The 19,242-nt window shown below is 56.7% G+C and carries 21 protein-coding genes, 1 other RNA gene and 4 pseudogenes; 12 read left to right on the top strand and 14 right to left on the bottom strand.

Translation table 11 applies throughout. The annotated features are described in order from the left end of the window. Window positions 1-72 precede the first annotated feature (72 nt). The 4 genes and pseudogenes from GKE73_RS17730 to GKE73_RS17715 all read right to left on the bottom strand — a co-directional run bounded on the left by GKE73_RS17730 (window position 73) and on the right by GKE73_RS17715 (window position 2,609). Window positions 73-522, bottom strand: a complete 450-nt coding sequence (locus GKE73_RS17730; RefSeq protein ID WP_230370962.1) for a hypothetical protein — start codon at window positions 520-522, stop codon at window positions 73-75. A gap of 7 nt (window positions 523-529) precedes the next feature. Next, window positions 530-1,803, bottom strand: a pseudogene (gene folC / locus GKE73_RS17725) (bifunctional tetrahydrofolate synthase/dihydrofolate synthase). After that, entirely contained in the window at window positions 1,796-2,251 is a 456-nt protein-coding gene (locus tag GKE73_RS17720; RefSeq protein WP_230370961.1) for a protein YgfX, read from the bottom strand. The pseudogene folC and the gene GKE73_RS17720 overlap by 8 nt, the downstream one beginning before the upstream one ends. Window positions 2,252-2,255: 4 nt before the next feature. Further along, window positions 2,256-2,609: a hypothetical protein gene (locus tag GKE73_RS17715; protein WP_230370960.1), complete on the bottom strand. Its 354-nt coding sequence runs from the start codon at window positions 2,607-2,609 to the stop codon at window positions 2,256-2,258. A gap of 175 nt (window positions 2,610-2,784) precedes the next feature. On the opposite strand from GKE73_RS17715, the pseudogene GKE73_RS17710 reads away from it, so the two are divergent. The 3 genes and pseudogenes from GKE73_RS17710 to GKE73_RS17700 all read left to right on the top strand — a co-directional run bounded on the left by GKE73_RS17710 (window position 2,785) and on the right by GKE73_RS17700 (window position 5,811). Further along, window positions 2,785-4,703 (top strand): annotated as a pseudogene (locus GKE73_RS17710) (ATP-binding cassette domain-containing protein). Then, the gene (locus tag GKE73_RS17705) at window positions 4,700-5,209 is read left to right on the top strand and encodes a C40 family peptidase (RefSeq protein WP_230370959.1); all 510 of its coding nucleotides are present in this window, start codon (window positions 4,700-4,702) and stop codon (window positions 5,207-5,209) included. Before GKE73_RS17710 ends, GKE73_RS17705 begins: the two are co-directional and overlap by 4 nt. After that, window positions 5,209-5,811: a hypothetical protein gene (locus GKE73_RS17700; RefSeq protein WP_230370958.1), complete on the top strand. Its 603-nt coding sequence runs from the start codon at window positions 5,209-5,211 to the stop codon at window positions 5,809-5,811. The genes GKE73_RS17705 and GKE73_RS17700 overlap by 1 nt, the downstream gene beginning before the upstream one ends. Before the next feature lie 35 nt (window positions 5,812-5,846). Here GKE73_RS17700 and GKE73_RS17695 read toward each other — a convergent pair. Further along, window positions 5,847-7,042, bottom strand: a pseudogene (locus GKE73_RS17695) (amino acid aminotransferase). A gap of 291 nt (window positions 7,043-7,333) precedes the next feature. On the opposite strand from GKE73_RS17695, the gene GKE73_RS17690 reads away from it, so the two are divergent. After that, a complete protein-coding gene (locus GKE73_RS17690; RefSeq protein ID WP_230370957.1) occupies window positions 7,334-7,642 on the top strand; it encodes a hypothetical protein in 309 nt (102 codons plus the stop codon). Window positions 7,643-7,696: 54 nt separating this feature from the next. On the opposite strand, the gene GKE73_RS25100 is transcribed toward GKE73_RS17690, so the two are convergent. Further along, window positions 7,697-7,933 carry a cupin domain-containing protein gene (locus GKE73_RS25100; RefSeq protein WP_230370956.1) on the bottom strand — a complete coding sequence of 79 codons (237 nt, stop codon included), beginning with the start codon at window positions 7,931-7,933 and terminating at the stop codon, window positions 7,697-7,699. Window positions 7,934-8,145: 212 nt separating this feature from the next. Between GKE73_RS25100 and GKE73_RS17680 the strand changes: the two genes are divergently transcribed. Further along, a complete protein-coding gene (locus GKE73_RS17680) occupies window positions 8,146-8,820 on the top strand; it encodes a Clp protease ClpP (protein WP_230370955.1) in 675 nt (224 codons plus the stop codon). A 62-nt stretch (window positions 8,821-8,882) separates the two neighbouring features. Here GKE73_RS17680 and GKE73_RS17675 read toward each other — a convergent pair whose 3' ends face one another. The 3 genes from GKE73_RS17675 to GKE73_RS24145 all read right to left on the bottom strand — a co-directional run bounded on the left by GKE73_RS17675 (window position 8,883) and on the right by GKE73_RS24145 (window position 11,582). Next, the gene (locus tag GKE73_RS17675) at window positions 8,883-10,274 is read right to left on the bottom strand and encodes a sodium-dependent transporter (RefSeq protein WP_230370954.1); all 1,392 of its coding nucleotides are present in this window, start codon (window positions 10,272-10,274) and stop codon (window positions 8,883-8,885) included. Window positions 10,275-10,425: 151 nt separating this feature from the next. Continuing rightward, a complete protein-coding gene (locus GKE73_RS17670; protein WP_312854508.1) occupies window positions 10,426-11,145 on the bottom strand; it encodes a M20/M25/M40 family metallo-hydrolase in 720 nt (239 codons plus the stop codon). Further along, complete coding sequence (locus GKE73_RS24145) at window positions 11,133-11,582, bottom strand: M20/M25/M40 family metallo-hydrolase (RefSeq protein ID WP_280955011.1); 450 nt, start codon at window positions 11,580-11,582, stop codon at window positions 11,133-11,135. Before GKE73_RS24145 ends, GKE73_RS17670 begins: the two co-directional genes overlap by 13 nt. Before the next feature lie 164 nt (window positions 11,583-11,746). Between GKE73_RS24145 and ffs the strand changes: the two genes are divergently transcribed. Then, an RNA gene (ffs, locus tag GKE73_RS17665) (signal recognition particle sRNA small type) lies at window positions 11,747-11,846 on the top strand. Window positions 11,847-12,074: 228 nt separating this feature from the next. After that, complete coding sequence (locus tag GKE73_RS17660) at window positions 12,075-12,395, top strand: helix-turn-helix domain-containing protein (protein WP_230370953.1); 321 nt, start codon at window positions 12,075-12,077, stop codon at window positions 12,393-12,395. A 152-nt stretch (window positions 12,396-12,547) separates the two neighbouring features. On the opposite strand, the gene GKE73_RS24140 is transcribed toward GKE73_RS17660, so the two are convergent. Continuing rightward, window positions 12,548-12,796 (bottom strand): universal stress protein, encoded by a 249-nt coding sequence (locus tag GKE73_RS24140; protein WP_312854507.1) that lies wholly within the window; start codon window positions 12,794-12,796, stop codon window positions 12,548-12,550. Next, window positions 12,700-12,996 carry a universal stress protein gene (locus GKE73_RS17655; protein ID WP_280955010.1) on the bottom strand — a complete coding sequence of 99 codons (297 nt, stop codon included), beginning with the start codon at window positions 12,994-12,996 and terminating at the stop codon, window positions 12,700-12,702. Before GKE73_RS17655 ends, GKE73_RS24140 begins: the two co-directional genes overlap by 97 nt. 119 nt (window positions 12,997-13,115) lie before the next feature. Between GKE73_RS17655 and GKE73_RS17650 the strand changes: the two genes are divergently transcribed. From GKE73_RS17650 to GKE73_RS17640, 3 genes are read left to right on the top strand one after another with little or no spacing between them, the layout of a single operon-like run. After that, on the top strand, window positions 13,116-13,541 hold the full coding sequence (locus GKE73_RS17650) for a thioesterase family protein (protein ID WP_230370952.1): 426 nt from the start codon (window positions 13,116-13,118) through the stop codon (window positions 13,539-13,541). A 20-nt stretch (window positions 13,542-13,561) separates the two neighbouring features. Then, complete coding sequence (locus tag GKE73_RS17645; RefSeq protein WP_230370951.1) at window positions 13,562-13,810, top strand: tellurite resistance TerB family protein; 249 nt, start codon at window positions 13,562-13,564, stop codon at window positions 13,808-13,810. Further along, window positions 13,777-13,974, top strand: coding sequence for a hypothetical protein (locus tag GKE73_RS17640; RefSeq protein ID WP_230370950.1), 198 nt, complete (start codon window positions 13,777-13,779; stop codon window positions 13,972-13,974). Before GKE73_RS17645 ends, GKE73_RS17640 begins: the two co-directional genes overlap by 34 nt. A gap of 48 nt (window positions 13,975-14,022) precedes the next feature. On the opposite strand, the gene GKE73_RS17635 is transcribed toward GKE73_RS17640, so the two are convergent. The 3 genes and pseudogenes from GKE73_RS17635 to orn form a co-directional block, all read right to left on the bottom strand. After that, window positions 14,023-14,523, bottom strand: a complete 501-nt coding sequence (locus GKE73_RS17635; protein ID WP_230370949.1) for a CinA family protein — start codon at window positions 14,521-14,523, stop codon at window positions 14,023-14,025. Continuing rightward, window positions 14,513-16,167 (bottom strand): annotated as a pseudogene (pgi, locus tag GKE73_RS17630) (glucose-6-phosphate isomerase). Before pgi ends, GKE73_RS17635 begins: the two are co-directional and overlap by 11 nt. Before the next feature lie 97 nt (window positions 16,168-16,264). Further along, the gene (orn, locus tag GKE73_RS17625) at window positions 16,265-16,810 is read right to left on the bottom strand and encodes an oligoribonuclease (protein ID WP_230370948.1); all 546 of its coding nucleotides are present in this window, start codon (window positions 16,808-16,810) and stop codon (window positions 16,265-16,267) included. On the opposite strand from orn, the gene GKE73_RS17620 reads away from it, so the two are divergent. Both GKE73_RS17620 and rsgA read left to right on the top strand, forming a co-directional pair. Next, entirely contained in the window at window positions 16,802-18,130 is a 1,329-nt protein-coding gene (locus GKE73_RS17620; protein WP_312854506.1) for a M48 family metallopeptidase, read from the top strand. The genes orn and GKE73_RS17620 overlap by 9 nt on opposite strands. Window positions 18,131-18,278: 148 nt before the next feature. Continuing rightward, window positions 18,279-19,139 carry a ribosome small subunit-dependent GTPase A gene (rsgA, locus tag GKE73_RS17615; RefSeq protein ID WP_230370947.1) on the top strand — a complete coding sequence of 287 codons (861 nt, stop codon included), beginning with the start codon at window positions 18,279-18,281 and terminating at the stop codon, window positions 19,137-19,139. The last annotated feature ends 103 nt before the right edge of the window (window positions 19,140-19,242 follow it).

Raw genomic sequence — 19,242 nt, 5'->3', positions numbered from 1 at the left:
CTTATCCAGCTTGCTTTCAGCCTTTTTCGGCGTGATCTCTTTTTGTGGCTTGTCTACTTGCGGTTTGTCTGCTTAGCTTACCGTTGACGGCGCCTTGAGCTTCTCAACCGGTTTGTTTTCCGGCACCTTGTGCGCGGGGGCAACCGGCTTGGCCACGACCGCTGACGGCGCCACGGCCGCAGCAGGAGCGGCGATGGTAGACAAATCAGCTAATTGGGTTGTTTCCGCCTTGTTGACGACCGGGGCCACTTCAACAACTGCCGGTGGTGCTGATGCCGTTTTGGTCTGTCCCGCCGCCGCAGAGGCGGCTGGAGCGGAAGCGGTCGCCGCCTTGCTGGCACTGGCGGCCGAGGCATCGCTCTGAATCTCTACCGTTTCCGGTTTCATCGGCTGATCCGGCAGGTGCCCTACCACATTCCACAACACAACGGTCGAGATACCCACCAGTACGACTGCCCCCACCAGACGGCGTCTGGCGCGTTTTCTGAGCAGTATCAATTCATCTTGGTTGGACAGTGCCATGCCTTCCTCAACGTGCGGCGCGCCGGGCTTGCATCACCTCAGCGACCGTGTGGAATGATCCGAAAACGGTGATTCTATCATTCTCTCCGGCCAGCGATAAGGCAGCATCCCACGCCTGCGTCACAGTTTCGAAAGGCGTGACGTTGCGAATACCCGCTTCGGCCAACTGGCGGGCAATATCCGCGCCACTCTGCCCGCGTGGCATATCCAGCCCGCCAACAAACCAGCCATCAAAATCCTCTTTGGCTATCGCCACCACCGACGCCAGATCCTTGTCGGAAAGCATGGAAAACACCGCATAGCGGTTCTCGGCAAATGGCAACTGGCGCAAACTGGCCACCATGGCACGCACGGCATGCGGATTATGGCCGACATCCAGCACCACCGCCGGGCGGCCGGGCAACACCGGAAGCGTCCGGGCCAGTCGACCTCGATCAGACCCTGCTTGATGGCTCCCATGCTGACTGGCAAACGGTCGCGCAGGCATTCCAGTGCCGCCAGTGCGGCGGAGGCATTGGCCATTTGATAACCGCCACGCAGGGCCGGGATAGGCAGGGCGTGACGATGACGCTCGCCCATGAAGAACGACCACTGCACTTCCATACGATTGAAACCAAAATCGCGGCCATACAGTTTGAGATCGGCTCCGATGGCGGCGGCATGTTGTAGCAGGCGTTGCGGTGGCTGCGGATCGGCGCAGATGGCCGGTTTGCCAGCGCGGAAAATACCGGCCTTTTCAAAGCCGATGTCTTCGCGGTTATCGCCCAGATAGGCCTGATGATCGAGATCCACACTCACCACCACTGACACATCGGGTTCAAACACATTGACGGCATCCAGCCGCCCGCCCAGCCCCACTTCCAGCACGGCAACTTCCACGCCTTCGTCGATAAATGCATGCATGGCGGCGAGCGTGCCAAATTCGAAATACGTCAGCGAGGTTTCGCCGCGCGCCGCGTCGACAGCGGCAAAGCTCTGTAGCAGTCGCTGGTCGCTCACCGGTTGCAGATCAATGGCGATGCGCTCGTTATAGCGTTCGATGTGAGGAGAGGTATAGGTGCCCACCTTGAAACCGGCACGATTGAGAATGGTGGACAGCATGGCGCAGACAGAGCCCTTGCCATTGGTGCCTCCGACGATAATGACCGGGAAGGTTGGCCGAAGCCCCAGCGCATCGCGTACGCGGCTGACGCGTGCCAGCCCCAGATCAATCGTGGATGGATGGGAGTGTTCCAGCCACGCCAGCCATTCGGCCAACGTGCGGCGTGTAGTATCAGTCATAAGATTCTGTTGCGGCCAGCGGCGGCTGACCTTCAAACCAAAGCAGATAGACCCGGAGTCGGCGCAATGATTCCGCATCGGTTGAGTCGGGCCAGAGCATGACGGCGTGGCGTCGGCCTTCCGCCTTGACGTTCAGCACCACCAGCCACGGCGAAACAAAGCTGTCATCCAGCACCTGCGCCGCCACGGCTGTCGTCCCAAACCACAAGGTCAGCCGACCTGCGGCATCAACTTCGAGACGGCGCACGGCCTGCCGACCATGCCACCAGCCATTGGCCCGCAAGCAGCCCAGGCCCAACAGCACCGGCAAGGGCAACAAGGCCGACCATGCCAGCGGCAGGTATCGCAACACAACGGCAGAAAACGCCACCACGGCCAACAGAACCAGCGCCAGCCACAGCCGTGACGGGCGCAGATTCAGGCCAAACGGTGGCAGCTGGTGCGACATGGGGTCAGAGTTCGTGTGCGGGCATGTTGGTGATGTCGCCTTCCACGCTATCGATCACCGTGGCGTGGATTTCCACATCAAACCATTCCCAGAACGCTTTCAGGCTCAAATCCTTGGGCCACAGGCTTTCGTCTTCGTACCATGACGCCAGTTCCATCTTGAACAACTGCTCGTACATTTCGTCGACGTGGTTGATACCCTCTTCCGGATCGGTAAATTCCGGCAGCAAAATCACCGTACAATCCGTACGCAGGCTGTCCAGCGACAGATCCATGTCGTTACCCGGCACGCTGTTCAGCCATTGCAAGAAGGGTTCTTTGGGCTTGATCACAGCCACGGAACGATCGACAAAATACATGAAAATCCTTTCAGCCTGCAGAAGGATGGCAAGTTGGCCGAACCGCCTGTCATGGCGACCCGATCCAGCCATCCGGATATGGCGCGCATTGTAACAGTGGCCACGGATCACGCGAAGTGCCAACCGGGCCACGTGTTACAATTGTGGCCATTCACTTCCAATACAAGATGCATTCATGGCTCTGATTTCTGTCGAGAAAGCCTGCCCGGCTTTCGGACATCATGCACTGCTCGATAATGTCGACTTCGCGCTGGAAACGGGCGAAGTGGTTGGCCTGATCGGCCGCAACGGCGCCGGTAAATCCTCGCTGCTCAAGGGCATCGCTGGCGCGATTGTGCTGGATGATGGCCGCATCAACATGAAAAGCGACCTGCGCGTGGCATACGTGCCACAGGAACCGGAATTCAACCCCGAGCACACCGTTTTCGAAGCGGTGGCCGAAGGGCTGGGCGACCTCAAGGCCTTGCTCACCGAATACCACCAGCTCACCCAGCAGTTGACACAGGGTTCGGCCAACCATGAAGCCATTCTGGCCCAGCTGGAACCGGTGCAACAGCAACTGGAAGCCCGCAACGGCTGGCAGTTTGATGCGCTGATTGCCTCCACCCTCAGCCATCTGGATCTTTCACCCGACGTGCGCATCCGCGAACTGTCCGGTGGCTGGAAAAAACGCGTGGCACTGGCGCGGGCACTGGCGGCAAAACCAGACGTGCTGCTGCTGGACGAGCCAACCAACCACCTCGACGTGGCAGCCATCGAATGGCTGGAAAACCTGATCAAGAACTTCTCCGGTAGCGTGCTGCTGATCACCCACGACCGGCGTTTCCTCGACAACGTCGCCACGCGCATCGTCGAGCTGGACCGTGGCCTGTTGCGCAGCTACCCCGGCAGCTTCAGCGCCTACCAGACCCGCAAGGCCGAAGAACTGGCGGTGGAAGAAGAACAGAATCGCATCTTCGACAAATTCCACGCACAGGAAGAAGTGTGGATTCGCAAAGGCATCGAAGCACGCCGCACCCGTAACGAAGGCAGGGTACGGCGACTGGAACAAATCAGGCGCGAACGTGCGGTGCGGCGCGAACGCGTCGGCCAGGTCAACTTCCAGCTGGATGCCGGGGAACGCTCCGGCAAGCTGGTGGCCGAGCTGGAACACGTCAGCAAGTCGTTTGGTGACAAGGTGATTGTGCGCGACTTCACTACCCGCATTCTACGCGGCGACAAGATCGGCCTGATCGGCCCCAATGGCGTTGGCAAAACCACGCTGCTGAAACTGATTCTGGGTGAACTCGCCCCGGACAGCGGCAGCGTCCGCCGTGGTTCCAACCTGCAGATTGCCTACTTCGATCAGTTCCGCGAGCAACTGGATGAAGAAGCCAGCGTGGTGGATGTAATCAGCCGGGTAACGAATTTCTCGACATCGGCGGCCAACGCAAGCATGTGATGAGCTATCTGGAAGACTTCCTGTTTTCCCCGGCACGCGCGCGCAGCCCGGTTCGCTCACTTTCCGGCGGCGAACGCAACCGCTTGCTGCTGGCCCGACTGTTTACCCGGCTTAGCCAACGTGCTGGTGCTGGACGAACCGACCAACGATCTGGACATCGACACGCTGGAACTATTGGAAGATGTAATCGGCCAATACGCTTAAGCACCGTGTTTCTGGTCAGCCACGACCGGGCGTTTCTCGATAACGTGGTCACACAGGTCATCGCCTTCGAAGGTAATGGCAAACTGGAAGAATACCCCGGCAGCTATCAGGACTGGATCGACACCAAGGCGCGCATGGCAAGCCTCAAGTAAGCCGAAACCACCAAAGAAGCGCCCGCCACTGCCCCCGCACCGGCCAAGCCGGAAAAAAACAAACCGGCCCGCAACAAGCTCTCGTACAATGAAACCCGGGAATTGGCGGCGCTGCCGGATGACATTGCCAAGCTGGAAGCCGAACAGCAGGCACTCAACGAGCAGTTGCTCGACCCCACCTGCTACCGTGATCGCCCGCAGGAAGCCCATGGCTGGCAGCAACGCGTGGAAGAAATCGACGAATTGCTGCTGGAAAAACTGGCGCGCTGGGAAGAATTGGAGGCCCGACAAAAATGAAAAAACTCGGTTTGTGTGCTCTGATGGCTCTCATGCTGGCGGCGTGCAGCAGCCAGCCACCACGCAAAGTCAGCCATGCCAAGCCACGCGCCCCCAGAACCATTGCACTGTCCGGACTTAAGGCCGATGGCGCCGGGCGCGAAATCCTGATGTATACACTGGGCCTGCTGGATCTGGACTACAAGTTTGGCGGCAGCAACCCGGACGCCGGACTGGATTGCAGCGGCATGGTCAGCTACATCTACCAGAACGCAGTTGGCGTCAAGTTGCCACATAATGCCGCGCAGATCGCCAGCGTGACCCGGCCGATCGACAGCAACCAGATGCGCGTCGGCGACCCGGTGTTTTTCAACACCCTCAACCGCTCCTACTCGCACATGGGCATCTACATCGGGGACGGCAAGTTTGTGCATGCGCCGCACACCAATAGCACCATCCGGGTTGAGCGCCTCGACAACAGCTACTTCGCCGCCCGCTTCGAAGGCGCCCGCACCATCTTCAACTGATGCGCCACTGGACGCGGAAGTTGGCCGAAACCTGGCAGGGGCTTTCGGCCAACCTGCCTACCCTGCATCGTGATGGCATCACGTTCAGTGAAGACTGGCTGCTGCAGCAACTGAAAAAACGGCTGGATAGCGATGATCTGACGGTAGAAGGACTCGCCTTACTCAGCCACGACAGCACTCTGCACCTAACACTGCACCGGCCAGTAGCGGCTCACCTCACCCTGCATTTTGATTTTCTGGCTGTGGACTGGCCGCAACGCCGCCTGACGCTGCGCTACCATGCCACCGGGCAATCGGCCTCCACGTCGCTGGTCAAGCGAGCCTTTGTAAACCTGCTGCTCAGCACGCTCGATTACGGCTCGGCCCCGCATTTATTGCGCCAGCTGACGCAAGACCTCGACTGGATCGACGTACAACAGCAGCAACTGGTCTTTCACCTCAACCGCTTGCCTAGCGCACAGCGCTGGCTGGAGCGGCCGGTGTTCGGCCAACCTCTGGCTGCCCGACTGGCAATCCGGAGCCTCAATACGTCACCCGGCCAGCTGCGCCTGCGGCTGGGGCGCGCTACGCCAACTGATACAGACAAAGAAAAACCCTGCTAAAAAGCAGGGTTTTTCGTGTGCGGTCAAACGGCTAATCAGCCTTTGACAACCTTGGCAATCGACTCGGCCACGTAGCCAATGTTCTTGCTATTCAAGGCAGCCAGGCAGATACGGCCAGTCTTCACCGCGTAAATGCCAAACTCGGTTTTCAGGCGTTCCACTTGAGCTTCGGTCAGGCCGGTAAAGGAGAACATACCGCGTTGCTTGGCGACGAACGAGAAGTCCTGTTCCACACCTTGTGCCTTGATGGCTTCCACCAGACCAGTACGCATGGCACGAATGCGATCACGCATGCCAGCCAGCTCGTCTTCCCACATCTGACGCAGTTCCGGCGTGGACAGCACGGCAGCGACAATGGCACCACCATGGATCGGCGGGTTGGAGTAGTTGGTGCGGATCACGCGTTTCAGTTGCGACAGCACGCGGGCCGATTCTTCCCGGCTGGCGGTCACGATGGACAGCGCACCAACACGTTCGCCGTACAGCGAGAAGCTCTTGGAGAACGAGCTGGAGACAAAGAACTGCAGGCCAGAGGCAGAGAACAGACGCACGGCAATCGCGTCGGCATCAATGCCATCGGCAAAGCCTTGGTAAGCCATGTCCGGGAACGGCACCAGACCACGTTCGCGGCAGATTTCCACTACTTCAGCCCATTGTGCTTCCGTCAGGTCGGCACCGGTCGGGTTGTGGCAGCAAGCATGCAGGATGATGACCGAACCAGCATCCAGGCCATTCAGGTACGCCTTCATGCCAGCGAAATCCACGCCACGGGTAGCCGGATCGTAATAGGTATAGGCTTCAACGGTGAAACCAGCCGATTCAAACAACGCGCGATGGTTTTCCCAGCTCGGATTGCTGATATAAGCCTTGGCAGACGGGTTCAGGCGCTTGAGGAAGTCGGCGCCAATCTTCAACGCACCGGTACCACCCAGAGCCTGTGCCGTAACGACGCGACCGGTTTTCAGCAGTTCGCTATCTTCACCAAACAGCAGGTTTTGTACTGCAACATCATAAGCCTTGGCGCCTTCGATCGGTTGGTAACCACGCGGCGGCATGGCTTCCGGCGCGCTTTTTCAGCGGCCTTCACCGCAGCCAAAAGCGGAATCTTGCCGTTGTCGTCGCTGTAAACGCCAACGCCAAGATTGACCTTGGTGCTACGGGTATCGGCGTTAAAGGCTTCATTCAGGCCAAGAATCGGGTCGCGCGGCGCCATTTCGACGGCGGCGAAGATCGAAGAGGTCATGCAGGGCTCCATTTATTTGCAGAACCGCCACCATCGCCATGCACATCGGCCTGACCACGGCAGCAAGGGATAAAAAACATCAAACAGTACCCAGTTTACCACGGAGTACCGGCCATAGGCGCTTTGCCAAGTGACCATCTAAACCGGCAATTCTGCAGGGGCCGGGCAACACAATCACGGATCGATATCTTGCCAATTGACTTGATCCCGCCAGTTAACCATCTACGCTGAATAGGTAGCAGCCATTCGGCTAGCGCTCACCGTTTCAAGGAGCAAACCATGAAGAAATTCATTTTGCTGTTCTGGCCTTCTTTCATCATCGCCGTTCTGGCAACGCTGGTGTTTTACTCCATCTTCGATCCGGCAGAACTCACGCTGCACGGCAATGCGCTGTTTCACGACAAGCTCACGGCTTACTCGGTGTTTCTGCTCATCAGCTGGGCATTTGGCGCACTGAACACCGCCATTGTGCTGAACCTGAATCGAACACCTTACGAAATCAACGGCTTTATCGCGCCACCTCCCGATGCGCACGACGAAGACAACACCACCGAGTCCGATGAACAGCTGATGAAACATTCACACTAAACCAGACAACAACTGCCGGGCGCCTGCTACAACCATCAGGGTGCCCGATCAAGTTCACTGCGCCACCCGTTCCAGCACCACAAAATATTTGCGCACCGGCTCCAGCACCTCAAACGTGCCGACAAATCCGGCGGGGATCACTGCGGCCTCGCCCGGGCCAAAGTCCTGCGTGACACCAGCGGCGTCATGCAAACGCACCCGGCCTTGTTGAATACAGAAGAACTCCAGTTTGTGGGCGGAAAACCGTATGCGCCGGGCGCCGGTCTGGCAAGTCCAGATACCGACTGTCACCTCCCCCTCTGCTCCGACAAAACTGGTCCGGTCTCGCGGCGCGGATTGCCAACAACCAAACGCTCTGCACGCGGATAATCCACCTCCGGCGCGCCCAAAGCCTCCACCCGTACAATCGCCACATCCGTCATAGCCGCCCTGCTCCATGAAGAAAAACGCTATTATCTCCGATGTTGAGATGCGCTTGCCGACCACAACAAGAAAGGCCAACCATGAAGCCACTCTATACCAACCATAGCTTGCGCGCGGATGATGACGACAATGAGGACACTCCGCCGCTACCGCTCTATCGTCGCTACGATTCGCAAGGAGTCATTCACCAGATATCGTTTTACCTGTCCGGTGAAATCGGCGCACCAATTCAGTACACCGACATGCTGTACGCCATGCGTACCGCCAGCGAAACTGACCTGATCTTCCTGCACCTCAATACACCGGGGGGCAACTTCGATACTGGCCTGCAGATCATCAACAACATTGCCGCTAGTCCAGCGCGTGTCGTAACCATTCTGGAATCACGCGCCTACTCGATGGGTGCGCTGATTTTTCTGGCCGGTGATGAGTTGATCGTGCATGACACCTGCCAGTTGATGTTCCACAACTACTCCTCGGCCCTGATTGGCAAAGGCAACGAGCAGCAAGCGCAAGTACTCGCCATCAGCAAATGGTTCGAGAAGGTCATGCGTAATGTCTGCAAGCCATTTCTGGCAGACGAAGAGGTGGAACGCATTCTGCGCGGTGAGGACATCTGGATGGACTCGGATGAAATTCGCCGCTGGCACACCTGCAAAAAGGCGAGCCCTCCACCCTGCCGCGCAAGCACAAAGCCAAAGCCGCCATGGCTGCTGCCCCCAAGGAATGAAGCAAGCAGACGCGGCCAACGCTAAGACATGACAAAGGGGGCTGACGCCCCCTTGCTTGTTGCTTTCGGCCAACCTTAAGCGTAGCGCTACAACACGCCCAAGCCACGCAGCATCACCACCAGAATCAGCAGCGGCGAGACGAAACGCACCAGCACAAACAGCACACGTACCAGCCGCCCATTCTCCAACGCACCTTCATTCGATAGCGCCTGCTTGAGCCGCGCCAAACCCCAGACATAGCCCACAAACAGGCAGATAAAAATCCCGCCCAACGGCAGCAGGATATTAGATGTCAGGAAATCAAACAGATCGAACAGGGTTTTGCCAAACAACGTAAAGCCAGACAACGTGCTATTGGAGAGCGCGCAACCGGAGCCGATCAGCGCCAACACCAGCAAATTGATCACGGTTGCCCGTTTGCGACTAATCCCCAGACGGCCACTCATTACTGACACCGGCACTTCCAGCAGTGACAGCAAGGCACCGGTCGAGGCAATCGCCGCCAGCACAAAAAACACCACCATGAACACATGTCCCAGCGGCATGCTGGCAAACACGGCAGGAATAGTGATAAACAGCAGCGACGGCCCGGCTCCGGGCGCAAAACCAAAGGCGAAGACCGCCGGAAAAATCGCCAGCCCGGCCAGCATTGAAACAAAAAGATCGGCGCCCATCACCCGCAGCGTGGTGGTCGGGATATTCTGGTTATCACGAAAGTAACTGCCATAGGTCATCATGGTACCCATGCCAATGGAGAGCTTGAAGAACGCCAGCCCCACCGCCGTCAACACCACACCGGCCGAAAGCCGTGAAAAATCCGGTGCCAACAAGAATTCCACACCCTTCATGGCTCCCGGCAACATCAGGCTACGCACCGCCACCACCAGCAACAGCACAAACAACAACGGCATCAGTTTTTTGGTAACGGCCTCAATCCCCTTGGCCACGCCCAGCAGCAATATCCCGCCAATCAGCAGCAATACCAGCCATTGCCACAGCAAAGCTTGCACCGGGTCGCTGATCAGTGTCTTGAACGCCGCCGATGTCACTTTGGGGTCACTCGACAGAATGGCACCGCCAATGGCCTTGAACACGTAGGCAAACACCCACGCTGCCACTTCGGAATAAAACGCGATAATCAGAAATGCCGCCAACACACCGGAGGCACTGATCAGCCACCACGGCTGCCCGGCCGGTGCCAGTTTCTGGAATGTCGTGACCGCATCGGCTTTGGCTTTCCGCCCCAGCATGATTTCGGAAATCATCACCGGCAAGCCAACCAGCAAGGTGGCAATGATGTAAACCACCAAGAAACTGGCACCACCATTGGTGCCGGTCAGATAAGGGAACTTCCAGATATTGCCCAGCCCGACAGCCGAGCCCAGTGTGGCAGCCAGCACGCCAAAGCTGGAGGTGAAACCGTCGCGGGAGGTTCCCGTGGCGGCGTTAGGAGTGGAGGATTGCTTGTCCTGGTCCATAAGGTTTCTCGCATCACAAAAAACATAACCCGCCACGGGGATAACCTTGGCGGGCGCCTCAATGTACCGGTTTTGCCGGTGGCGGCATTCTGCAGCGAAACCCCGCAGGGTGCAAACTCATCGCAATAATACAGGCGGCTGGTGGCACAACTCATCCACCCACCAGCCGCGCCAGCCAATCCTGACACGCCTCCAGTTGACTCACCTCAATATATTCATCGGCCCGGTGCGCCTGTTCGATCGAGCCGGGACCAAGCACAACGCAGGGAATACCCGCCTCGTGAAACAAACCCGCCTCGGTGGTGTAAGCCACACCCAACCCATGACAGCAGTCACTCAGTTTTTCGGCATAACGCATCACTTCGCTGGCGGGATCGGCTTCAAATGCCGGGCAATACACCAGCGGCTCGATAATGATGTCGGCTTCCGGAGCGGTTTGCCGCATCTCAGGCAGCAACGTCGTCGCATAATCGCGCAACGATTCGACAAAGCGTTCCGGCCGATCACCCGGCAGCCAGCGACACTCAAATACAAACTCACAATCCTTCGGCACGATATTTGGCGCAGCACCTCCCGTGATCGTACCGGTTTGCAGCGTGTTGAATGGCACGTCGTACAACGGCTGATGCGGGCCAAAGGCCGCCTCGGTTTCGGCCAACCTGCGTAGATGGATGATCAGTTTAGCCGCGTATTCAATGGCGTTTACCCCGAGCGGAGTTAACGAAGAATGCGCGGCCCGCCCCAATAGACGGCAACGATAGTGGGCAATCCCTTTGTGTGCGATCACCGGCCGCATACTGGTCGGCTCGCCGATAATGCAGCCCGACACAACCACTCCGTCCTGACGCAACCCGTCAATCAGACGACGCACACCCAAACAGCCCACCTCTTCATCATAGGAAAACGCCGGCCAACGGCATGCTGCAAGGTGCCAGACTCCGCCAGCGCTACCCAGTGCGGCACCATGGCCAGCACGCAAGCAATAAAACCTTTCATGTCGGCACTGCCACGCCCGTATAGCCGCCCGTCATTCTTATCCGTCAACACAAACGGCGGACTATTCCACTCCTGCCCATCAACCGGCACCACATCACTATGGCCAGACAAGACCAGCACCGGACCCTCGCCAGGCCCCACACGGGCAAACAGATTGGCCTTCTTGCCCGTGTCATCAAACGTCAGGCGCGAAACAATGCCCCATTGCGCCAGATACTGGCTAATCCACTGGATCAATTCCATATTGGAATGGCGACTGGTGCTATCAAACCGCACCAGTTCGGCCAACAATTTCTGTACAGAAGCGGGCATGGCACTATCCTAAAATCCGGCTGGATGAGCAGTCTGCCTGCTCGCCCAGCCAACAGCAACGGTCAATTGACCAACGCCGCCCAAACACATCAGGCACAACATTGACATTGATCAAAAAGTCTTGACAGCAGCATGAAAGCAGAGGATAGTTCGCATTCTTCTATGGCGGGTCTCCCCGCATTGCACAGTAGCCAACCCTGGTCAGGTCCGGAAGGAAGCAGCCACAGTTACTTAGTGCAAGTGCCGGGGGTCAGGCTCGCCACCCCTTCCCCTTATGAAAACAGCGTTATAGATGACTATATTGCTTATTTATGACCGGAATGTTCGTCTGTCCTGATAGCACCTACAAAAAAACAAACACGCCTGCGGGAACTTTGACTATTTTTTTTGCATCAAATTATTCCTGATGGGTTTTTTTTGCTATTTTTAGAAGATGGAGCCGTATGCTCCACAACCCAATACTGATTACAAATACTTTAGAGAGGAACCACCATGAAACTCTTTGAAAAGATCCCCAATCCGCGCGAGATTCGCCGCAAACTCGGTCTGAACCAGCAGGAATTCTGGAGCCGTATCGGCGTCACCCAATCCGGTGGCTCCCGCTACGAAAGCGGCCGCAACATGCCAAAACCGGTACGCGAACTGCTGCGTCTGGTGCACGTAGAGCAAGTTGACCTGTCGCAAGTACGCCGCGAAGACTTTGAAATTGTTGAATATCTCAAAGAAACGCATCCTGACCTGTACAAAAGCCTGCGCAAAGCCGTACGCGCCAAGCTGGAAAATCAGCAAGAAGGTTCCGAAGCTGTTGCTTAAGCTAAGCCGTAGCGTCTTTCTGAAAAGGCATCGTAAGAAGTGAGCGGGGGCGAACTTCTGATCGATGCCTTTTTTATTGCAGCGACTAGTGCAATAAAAAAGGACATCTTCATGATGTCCTTTTCTCTTCAATACAGATGACCAAACCGGTCTTATTCGCCCTTGCTGCGCACCAACAGTACCGGCACATCCGACTGTTTGAGCAAGCCTTCGGCTACACTGCCCATCAGAATATGCATTAACCCTGTCCAGCCGTGCGTTCCCATCACGATCAGATCAGCCCCCCACTGGGTGGCATCTTCAATCAATACTGAAGCGATTTTATCGCCCCAGCTTTCCAGAATTTTGCCTTCAGGCTCAATCCCGGCAGTCTTGGCCTTGGCTTCCGCCTGCCCCAGCACCTGTTCAGCCCCTGCTTGATCGACTTCTGCAACTCGGACGCATCCAGAAACTCCGTACCGCCCCAGCCAAACTGGGCCAGATCGACCACATGCACCAGCCGCACACTGGCACCCAGCTCCTTGGCCAGACGGCACGCTTCGTTCAGTGCCAAATTGGAGGTATCGCTATCGTCGACCGGAACAAAAATTCGTTGATACATTCTACTGGCTCCTTTTCTTCTTTAGCCTCTTGTCTCAGTCTATCAAACAATATGCATCGACAGTTGATAAAGATTAAGACGGTCGATTAGACTCGAACCATCCTTTCCTGAGCACAGCCATGGCACGAATCAAACTGGATCTACCCGAGCGGGTCGTCTTTGACACCACACTAGATGTCAGAATAGGCGATATCAACTATGGCGGCCACTTGGCCAATGATGCCTTTCTCCGCTTGGCGCATGAGGCTCGCCTGCGCTTTCTGAAAAGTCTGGGTTACACCGAAATGGATGTTGAAGGCGCTGGCATCATCATGACCGATGCGGCCATCGTTTATCGGGCAGAAGCCTTTCATGGCGACCGGCTGACTTTCCGGCTGGGCCTCAGCGACTTCAACCCTTATGGCTTTGACCTGATGTATCAGGTAGTAGATGACAACACTGGCAAAGAAGTAGCAAGATTGAAGACCGGCATCGTGTTTTTTGATTACACCGCACGCAAAATCCAGTCAATACCGGCCGCCTTTGCCGAGCGCTTCACGGCCTAACCGAGTTCAAGAGGGTCAACATGCGACAGTACCTACCCAACAGCGCAGAAGCGATTGCTCGTCTGCTGGCCATGTTCGTGATTACCGATGGTAACGTTGACCCACGTGAAATCGACTTGTTAGAACGCCTGCATGTTTACGACATGCTTGGCATCGGGCGGAAACAGTTTACCCGGTACTGGTCGACTATTGCGACGATATCTCGGATGAAGCCGAACATGATGGCACCATCCGCTTGCTGGACAAGGAACGGGTGGAAGAGCTGCTAGGCGATGTCACCGATCACAAAAAACGCCTGCTGACCTGCGTTCTGGCCATGGATATCAGTAAAGCCGATGGCGACATCAGCGATTCGGAAATGGCACTACTGCGTTTCATGATGCAACGCTGGAACATCTCGCTGGACGACCTGCATCACACCTTTACTCGCTGAGTTCACGCCGGTAGGCATACCGGCCTGCAAAATTGGCCCCGCTTATCCTCAGGCTTGAGCAACATCCGAAGTCAAACGATCCAGTAACGCCTGCAAGGCCGTTGTAACGGTCTGCTGGCGGACTTGGTCTCGATCACCCGAAAAATGGCGCACAAAAGCTTCAGCGCGACCATCCGGTCCCTGCAGCGCAAACCATACCGTCCCGACTGGTTTCTCTGGAGTCCCGCCGCTGGGACCCGCCACCCCAGAAACGGCAACGGCCCAATTCGCACCGGAAAGCCGGCATGCACCCGCCACCATTTGTCGCACCACGGCCTCACTGACCGCGCCGTGCTCCTGCAATGCTGCCGACTGGACGCCAAGCAAGCGTTGCTTGGCATCGTTGCTATACGTCACCACGCCATAACCAAACCAGGCAGAGCTGCCGGATACTTCGGTCAGCGCGCTGGCAATCAGCCCGCCGGTACACGATTCCGCCGTGCAGACAGATTCTCCTCGTGCCAACAGGCTGGCGCCAACTCGAGCGGCTAACTGAATATTATCGACCATGATGCGCCCGGAAATACTGGATGAGGCCGTTAGTGGAACTGTCATGCGACAGGTTGGCCGAATCATCGGTTAACTGCGGCAGAATGCGTTTGGCTAGTTGCTTGCCATACTCAACGCCCCATTGATCAAACGAATTGATCCCCCAGATCACGCCCTGCACAAATACCTTGTGCTCATAGAGCGCCATCAGCATCCCCATACGGTAAGGTGTCAAACGCTCCAGCGCCGTGGTATTGCTCGGTTGGTTGCCGGGGAAAACACGCTGCGGCAAGAGCATGTCCAATGCCTCACCACTGAGGCCAGCCAGTTCTTGCAAGACTTGCGCTTCGTTCTTGCCGCGCATTAATGCTTCGGTTTGCGCCAGACAATTGGCAACCAGCACGTCCTGCTGTTGTCCGACTGCGTAATGGCTGGTCATGGGCAGAATAAAATCACAAGGAACCAGCCGGGTACCTTGATGCAATAACTGGAAGAATGCGTGTTGGCTATTGACGCCCTCTTCACCCCAGATCACCGGTCCGGTATCGAAGTCCAGCGGCTGGCCAAGACGGCCTACCCGTTTGCCATTCGACTCCATATCCAGCTGCTGGATATAGGCAGGGAAACGGCGCAGACCATGGTTGTAGGGCATGATGGCATGGGTATGCGCCTGGTAGAAGGTGTTGTACCAGATGCCCAGCAAAGCCATGATCACCGGCATGTTCTGCGCAAATGGCGCATTAAAGAAATGCTCGTCCATGGCATGCGCACCGGCCAAAAACTGCCGAAACGATGCCTCTCCAACCGCCAGCATTACCGGCAGACCGATAGCCGACCAGACCGAATACCGCCCCCCGACCCAATCCCAAAATTCGAACATGTTGGCCGGATCAATACCAAAAGCGGTCACGGCCTCGCGATTGGTGGAAACCGCCACAAAATGCCCGGCAATATCTGCTTAAGGCGTGGCATGCTGCAAAAACCAGCTGCGCGCCGCTTGGGCATTGAGCAGTGTTTCCGGCGTGGTAAACGACTTGGAGGCCACGATGAACAGTGTGGTGGCCGGGTCGAGTCGCTGCAGTGTTTCAGCAATATGCTGTCCGTCGACATTGGAAACAAAATGCACGCGGACGTCCGGACTGGCATAAGGCGATAACGCCTCGGCCACGACCAGTGGCCCCAGATCCGAGCCGCCAATTCCCAGATTCACCACATCCCGGATCGGCTTGCCACTAAATCCCAGCCATTGCCCCGCCCTCACCTGTTCGGCAAAACGCAAGGCGCGCTGCAACACCGGTGAATCGCCGGTACAACATCTGCGCCATCCAATAACAGCGAAGCGTTCTCGGGCAAGCGCAAAGCCGTATGCAATACCGCCCGGTTTTCGCTGATATTGATACGTTCGCCGCGGCGCATGCGGGCGATCCAGCCAGCCAGATCGGCGGTTTCGGCCAACTCGAACAACAGCTCCATGGTGCGCGCGGTAATGCGGTTCTTGGAGTAATCCAGCAACAAGCCGTCAAGCTCCAGTGAAAACGTATCAAAACGCCGAGGATCGGTCTCGAACAGCTCGCGCATGTGCATGTGCCGTGTTGCACGCTGATGCTGATGCAGCTTGGCCCACACGGGCGTGGAGTTGATGTCGGTGTAACGACTGTCAGCCATGGAATGTGCCAATGGGATAAATCATTTCAATAAAAAAGCCGGAAAATCCTCACAGGTTTCCGGCCCGCACGCCTCGTCAAATGACCTCGGCGAGGGATTATTCCTTGATGAAGTGCTCGCGGTAATACTTGAGCTCTTCAATCGACTCAAGGATATCCGCCAAGGCCTGATGCTTGCCACGCTTGATCACGCCACGCGCAACTTCTGGCTTCCAGCGTTTGCACAACTCTTTCAAGGTGGAAACATCCAGATTGCGGTAGTGGAAATAGTTTTCCAGCGCAGGCATCCAGCGCGCCATGAAACGACGATCCTGACAGATGGAATTGCCGCACATCGGAGACGCCTTGGTTGGTACATGTTCCTGCAGGAAGGCCAGCATGGCTTGTTCCACCTGCGCTTCATCCAGCGTGGAATCCTTGACGCGCTCGATCAAACCGGAGCGGCCATGGGTATTCTTGTTCCAGTCATCCATGCCATCCATAATGGCAGCGGGCTGATGAACAGCGTAAACCGGCGACTGCGCCACGACATTAAGCTGGCTATCGGTAATTACCATGGCCACTTCAATGATGCGGTCGGTATCCGGATTAAGGCCCGTCATTTCCATGTCGAGCCAGATGAGGTTGTTCTGATCTTGTGCCATACTATCGCTTCTTTGCAAAACCTTGCCATTTTCCTTCATTGCTTAAGCCAATCGGCAAACCTGAACCTACCCGCACCACACAATGACCGAGGCTTTTACCTATTCGTTCCTGGCCGCATTGGCCATTACCCGGCACTTAAACTGTGGCTAGGCAGCCGCCATATCCGGCACATTATCCGTCATCGCGCCGCTGTTCCGACAGATTTCGCCAGTGACATCACCCTTAGCCAACACCAATTGGCGGCGGATTACTCCACAGCCAAGACCCGTCTGGGATTATGGTCTGCCGTTATTGATGGCGCGCTGATTCTGGCCTTCACCCAAGGCGGGCTACTGGATGCACTCGGCCGCTACATTACCGCCAGCGGCATGGGAACTCTAGCCAGCGGGCTGGTGCTGATCAGCGCCGTCACCCTGATCAGCAGTCTCGTTTCCCTGCCCATCAGCCTGTTCAGTACTTTTGGCATTGAAACACGCTTCGGCTTTAACAAGCTCACGCCACGGTTATTCGTGCTGGATCAACTGAAAGGGTTGGCGCTGGGCATCGTCATCGGTCTGCCTTTGGTTGCGCTGGTGCTATGGCTGATGGATATTTCCGGCCCGCTGTGGTGGCTATGGGTATGGCTGGTCTGGTCTGGTTTCCAGCTGTTGATGCTGGCGCTTTATCCGACCTTTATCGCCCCGCTGTTCAACAAATTCAGCCCACTGGAAGATGAAGCGCTCAAGCAGCGCATTGAGGCGCTTCTTAAGCGCACCGGTTTCAAAAGCCGGGGCGTGTTTGTCATGGATGGCTCCAAACGCTCCAGCCACGGCAACGCCTACTTCACCGGCTTTGGTCAGGCCAAACGCATCGTGTTTTTTGATACCTTGCTGAAGCGGCTGACCCCGACAGAAATCGAAGCGGTGCTGGCGCACGAGCTGGGCCATTACCAGCGTAAGCACATCGTCAAACGGATTGTTCTGACCTTTGCCCTGTCGCTGGCGCTGCTATTTATCCTGGGCCAGCTGATTCATGCCAACTGGTTTTATCACGGATTGGGCGTAAGCCAGTCTGGCACCGCCATGGCGCTTGTCTTGTTCTTTATGGCAATCCCGGCATTCACTTTTCCGCTCACGCCGGTTTCCAGCCTAATTTCACGCAAGCATGAATTCGAAGCCGATGCCTTTGCTGCCAGCCAGACCAATGCCAGCGAGCTGATTCATGCGCTGGTCAAACTGTATCGTGATAACGCCTCCACGCTCACGCCAGATCCGCTGCACTCGGCGTTTTACGATTCCCACCCGGCTTCCTTGCGGATTACCCGGTTAAAACAACTGTGACACATGGCAGCCAACAGCAAGCAGGTTGGCCGAAGTGGATGGCACGCACCGCACAGAGCCACGCCCGGCAACCAAGGCAAACTGCGATGATATTTATTGACCCTAACCATCCGTACCTCGCCAAGGCGAAAACGCCGCAGGAACCAGCATGAGAGAACAAAGCGGACAGATTATTCGCAGCCATGGTAAGCACTTCATTGTCGAGTCGGAAGGCCAATGCTACGACTGCACCACACGCGGTAAACGCGTAGATTTTGTCTGCGGTGACAAGGTCGACATTCTGGTACAAAACAAGGAGCAGGCCGTCATCGAGCGGGTGCAGCCACGCACCAGCCTGCTCTACCGGCAGGACGACTGGAAAACCAAGATCATTGCCGCCAATGTCACGCGCATTATGTTTGTCACCGCCGCGGTGCCCAGCCCGAGCGAAGAACTGCTCAACCGCTGCCTGATTGCGGCCGAGGCCGCCGAAATCGACCCGGTCATCATCGTCAACAAGGCCGACCTTCCGGAAACCCCGGCATTACTGGAAAAACTGGCGTTGTATAGCCAATTGGGCTACATCGTGGTCACGCTTTCGGCCAACCATGATGTCAGCCCGCTGTTGCCGCTGCTGCATGGTCAGACCAGCGTGTTTGTCGGCCAGTCCGGCATGGGGAAATCCACCCTGACCAACGCCCTGCTGCCCGCCGCCAACGCCCGTACCGGGGATATTTCCGCCGCGCTCGATTCCGGTCGGCACACCACCACCCATGCCACGCTGTATCATCTGGACGCCAATAGCGATTTGATTGACTCTCCGGGCTTGCAGGAATTTGGCCTGAAACATCTGACCATTCCGGATTTACCGCATTACTTTCCGGAAATGCGCCCTTATATCGGCCAATGCAAATTCCACAATTGTACTCATCGCGCCGAACCCAACTGCGCCATTAAAGCCGCTTGCGAACAGGGGTTGATTAGCCGCAAACGTCTGGAATTGCTGCAGCGCATCAGTAACTCACTGTAAATATCGCTTCTCATAAAAATAGTGTGGCCACAGCCTTATGTAACGGGCTGTGGCCACTTTTCATATTAATTTTCATGTACAGCCAGCAGCGCAACATATTGGC

This window comes from Paludibacterium denitrificans (assembly GCF_009707705.1).
Classification (GTDB): domain Bacteria; phylum Pseudomonadota; class Gammaproteobacteria; order Burkholderiales; family Chromobacteriaceae; genus Paludibacterium_A; species Paludibacterium_A denitrificans.
The sequence above is the reverse complement of the archived record's forward strand: the minus strand, read 5'-3'. Positions and strand labels throughout refer to the sequence as shown.